Genomic DNA, 4,290 nt, shown 5'->3' with positions numbered 1-4,290 from the left:
AGTCGGCGGAGAGCGGGGCCGGGTCGAACACCTCCGCCGGCCCGGTGGAGAGGCGGGCGTCCGCCACCTCCAGCGTTCCCATCGCCTCCCCGAGGGCGAGCTTCGCCTTGCGGGCCTCGCCGCGCGCCTGCTCCACCGCCTGCTCCTGCCGGGCCACCTCCACCTCGGCCCCGAGCACCTCCACCATCCCCTGCGCCGCGATCCGGAAGAGTCGCTGCGTGGCGTCCAGGCGCTCCTGTGCGGAGGCGAGGAGCTGCTCCTCCAGCGCGATCAGCCGCTCGGCGCGCACGGCGTCCTGGTACCGGCGGGTGACCTCGGCGCGGAGGCGCCCCTCCTCCACCCGCACCGCCGCCGCCGCGACGTGCTCGTCGGCGCGGGCCGCCTGCAGCTCGCCCATGCGCCCCCGCTGGAACACCGGGATGCTCAGGCCGAGGCCATGCCGGGTGTCGGTGCTGGTCTTCTCCACCACCTCACCCGCGGGGAGCGGGTTCCCGAACTCGTCCACGCCCACCCGCACCGCGGACATGCTGCCGCCCACGCTCATGCTGGTGTTGAGCTGCGGGAGGAAGGCGCCCAGGCTCTGCCGCTCGCGGGCGGACGCCTCGCGCACCTGCGCCTGCGTGCTCCGGTACGCGGGGTTCGCCTGCTCCGCGATGCGGAGCGCCTCGTCGAGCGAGAGCTCGCGCGGCGCCTGCTGGGCGGCGGCGGGGAGGGCGAGGAGGACCAGGACGGCCGGGACGGAGAGGTGCTTCATGCTGCGGATCCGGTGGACGGGGAGGCGCCGCGCGGGTGGGCCGCGGCGCGCTGCGGGGGCCGGGCCGGCGCTACTGCGGCCGGCCGCCGGCCTTCTTCACGTCGTCCACCAGGCGCACGCGGGCGTCGTGGATGAGGGTGTAGTGCCCCTCGGTGAGCACCGTCTCCCCGGGCGCGACGCTGTCCGTCTCCTCGCTGGGGACGATCTCCACCTGGGACTCGTTCTGCAGCCCGGTGGTGACGTAGCGCCACTTGGCGAGCCCGCCCCGGTCGTCGCCGTCGTAGACGAAGAGCATGGTGCGCCGGTCGCGCTCCAGGATCGCGGAGCGGGGGACGAGCACCCGGTCCTCGAAGCGGCGCGCGTCCAGCGAGACGCGGGCGTACATCCCGGGGAGGATCCGCCCCTGGGGGTTGGGCACCAGCACCGTCACGCGCGCGGTGCGGGTGCCGCTCTCCACCACCGGGTTGATGGTCTCGATGCGGCCGGCGAAGCTCTCGGCGGGGAAGGCGGCGAACGACACCTTCGCGGTGCGGCCGGGGGCCAGGTACCCCACCTCGCTCTCCAGCACCTGCACCTCCACGCGGATGGGGTCCAGGTCCACCACCGTCATCAGCTCGTCGCCCTGCCGCACCCACTGCCCGGGGACCACCTTCACGTCGGCGATCCGCCCGGCGAACGGCGCGCCCAGGCGGGTGCGCTGCAGGTCGAGCTGGGCCCGGCGCAGCCGCACCTCGGCGCCCTCCAGCCCGCTCCTGGACCGCGCCACCTTCGCCCGCTCCTCGCGCGTGGCGGCGTCGTCGATCCGCTCGTCGAACAGTGTCTGCTCCCGGAACTTGGCCTCGGCGTCGCGGAGGCTGGCCTGCGCCTCCTGCACCGCCAGCGCGTACTCGGCCGGGTCCAGCGCCACCAGGGGCCGCCCCGCCGCCACGGCGTCGCTCTCGCGGACGGAAAGGCCGGCGACCCGCCCGGTGACCTGGGCGGTGACCACCGCCTTCTGCCACGCCTGCGCCTGCCCGGCCGCGCTCACGGCCACCACCAGGGTGCCCCGGGCGGCCTGCGCGCCCTGCACCGGGATGGCGACGTCCGTGGCGAAGGCGCCGGACGCGGAGGTGGCTGCCCCGCCGGAAGCGGCGGCATCGCCGGAGGGATTCTCGCCCGCCGCATCCTCGCTGCGGATGCGCGCGTAGATCGCGGACGACAGCGCCAGCAGGGCGACCAGGGCGGCGAGGATGCCGAAGGTGCGGCGGGAGCGGATCATGGCGGGTCCTGCAGAGGGTCGTGGATGCAGGCCGGATGCGGCAGAAGTATAAGATACATACGCGCTTCGCCGCATACAAGGAGACAGTCCGAAGAGGTCACGGGCGTGTCGCTCCGCTCCGGTATGACGCCGGGACGCGCCGCAGGGTTGCTCCGAGCCCGCGGAGCAGGGAGAGGACCAACGGCAGCGAGGGTGGGGGCACGTTTGCCTCCACCCTCGCCGATGCTTCACCGGGGTGAATTACCTTCGTCGCACGGCCTCTCTCACCCAGACCGCGAGCTGGTCCGGCGCATCGGCACCGGAGATCATCTTTCCATCGAAGATGAACACGGGGGTTCCTCGCACGCCGATTCGTTCCGCTTCCTCCATGTCGCGGCGCACGCGCGATTCGAACCGGCGCTCGGCGACGCACTGCCTGAATTCCTGGAGATCGGCAACGCCCGCATCTTCGGCGTAGCGTCCCCAGTCCCGCGAGCCGATGGAGTCCTGCATCTCGAAGAGCGCATCGTGATACGGCTCGAAGCGCCCCTGCGCTCCCGCACATTCCGCCGCCAGCGCGGCTTCGAACGCGTGGGGATGGATCTCCTGGAGGGGGAGGTGCCGGTATACGATCGTCACCTTGCCCGGGTGCTCCTGCTGCAGCCGTTTCAACCCGGGCTGCACCCGTGCGCAGAACGGACACTGGAAGTCGGAGAACTCGACGATCCGGACGGGGGCTTCCGCGGAGCCGAGCAGGCTCCCTTCCGCCGCGGCCGCTTCCCAGTTCTCCACCTGCCGGACGGCGCGTGGCGTGTCTCCGGCGGGGGGGAAGAACTCCCTCCGCACGACCAGTCCCGTGACGACAACGGCGCATACCACCATGACGAGTGTCAACGCATCGGACAGTTTCGCTCTCACGACGTGCCTCCGGTTGGTTCCGCAGCCTCCTGGCTCCGGGCGCTCCCCGGCGAGCCCGTGGGCGTGGCCACGAGGGCTGCCGTGCCCAGTTCGGCCGGCAGGCGGTAGCGTACGATCGTCTGGACTCCCAGGTCGTCGGTCTCGACTCCGAATGCCTCGTCGTCCCGAATCAAGTGGAGCGTTGCGTTCTCGGGAAATGCGACGGTAGCGACCCGTTTCCCGTCGCTGTCGATCACCCACCAGGGTGAGCCGTCCCGGGCGGGAGCGCCGTCAGCCATCGCCACGTACCGCAGTCCCTCGGCGCTGCTCACCTGCATGTCGTCGCTGGTGACCACGTTCACCCAGACCCTCCCCTGGCCGTCCACGAGGAAGTCCTTGAACGCCGGCTTGGTGGACGGGATCTTCCCGTCCCTGAGCGCCTTGCGGAGCAGCTTTCGCTCGAAGCGGGTCGGGTAGGAGCCGAGGAGCACCTTTTTTTCACGCCTCGTGACCGGTGGCGCGGCGCGACGGGCTCCGACCCGGGCTACGCGCCCCCCGTCGGGTGAGTAGATGCTGATGACGAGGCTGTCGGACCAGCCATAGTACAGCCGGTCGTCGGTCCCCAGCCGCAGGACAGGTCGCCGCCCGAACGGGAGCATACCGACGGAATAGCCGTACTTCGGGTCTCGCGTGACGAGGAACTCGCGATGAGGAACGACCAGCAGCGAATCCTTGAGTACGGAGCCCCCGCCGTCCAGCCGTCGGAGGACGATCTCTCGCCGCGCGTCCAGGTTGTGCCGGTTGAACGGCAGCGCGTACTGGACCATGACCCCGCTCGTGGAAGGGACCAGGACGGACTGGACGGCGCGGGTTCCCGAGCGGTGAGACACATCGGTCACGTACGCCAGGGCCACGGAGTCCCCGACCGCGTAAACCGACACGCGCTGCAGCACCGGGTCGAAGGCGAACAGCGAGTCGCCGCGGCCGACCGCCACGTCTTGGAGACCGGTGAACTCACCGGGGCCGCGCCCCCGACGGCCGATCGAGGAGACCGGGTCGCCGGCAGGGGAGAAGATCCGGATTTCCTGGCTCACACCGTCGGCGGCGTAGATTCTCCCGGCGCGGTCGACGGCCAGGCCCAAGACCGCGCCGAACTCGCCGTCGATTACGACGCTTCGCTCCGCGACTTCGGCGGGCTCTGCCGAGGGTGGCAGCCCGCTGCCTTCCTCCGACGACTCACACGCGCCGAGGGACAAAACGAGCGCTGCAGTCCTGGCAAGTCGAATGACCTCCCTCAGGCGCTCGCGGGAGTGTCTGGTCCGGCCCGGATCGTGGAGCATGGTGGTGGTTCAGGTATCGCGTAGGCAAGCCGGGGGCCGGGTGGCGACGGCTCGCCGTCGCC

Annotated in this window: 4 protein-coding genes; all 4 read right to left on the bottom strand. The window is 71.5% G+C overall.

Going from position 1 to position 4,290, the window contains the following annotated elements; all coding sequences use genetic code 11:
- Positions 1–754: TolC family protein (locus VGR37_05365; protein ID HEV2146824.1), on the bottom strand; the 754-nt coding region annotated here is incomplete at its 3' end.
- Positions 755–824: 70 nt separating this feature from the next.
- Positions 825–2,012, bottom strand: coding sequence for an efflux RND transporter periplasmic adaptor subunit (locus tag VGR37_05360; protein ID HEV2146823.1), 1,188 nt, complete (start codon positions 2,010–2,012; stop codon positions 825–827).
- 240 nt (positions 2,013–2,252) lie between these two features.
- Positions 2,253–2,909, bottom strand: coding sequence for a DsbA family protein (locus VGR37_05355; protein ID HEV2146822.1), 657 nt, complete (start codon positions 2,907–2,909; stop codon positions 2,253–2,255).
- Positions 2,906–4,228, bottom strand: a complete 1,323-nt coding sequence (locus VGR37_05350; protein ID HEV2146821.1) for a 6-bladed beta-propeller — start codon at positions 4,226–4,228, stop codon at positions 2,906–2,908. Before VGR37_05350 ends, VGR37_05355 begins: the two co-directional genes overlap by 4 nt.
- Between the last annotated feature and the right edge of the window lie 62 nt (positions 4,229–4,290).

This window comes from Longimicrobiaceae bacterium, from assembly GCA_035936415.1.
Lineage (GTDB): Bacteria > Gemmatimonadota > Gemmatimonadetes > Longimicrobiales > Longimicrobiaceae > JAFAYN01.
This window is presented reverse-complemented; position numbering and strand designations above follow the sequence as displayed.

Excerpts from the sequence above, each read along its gene's own strand:
- VGR37_05350 (HEV2146821.1), bottom strand. The coding sequence starts at position 4,228 with ATGCTCCACGATCCGGGCCGGACCAGACACTCCCGCGAGCGCCTGAGG.
- VGR37_05360 (HEV2146823.1), bottom strand. The coding sequence starts at position 2,012 with ATGATCCGCTCCCGCCGCACCTTCGGCATCCTCGCCGCCCTGGTCGCC.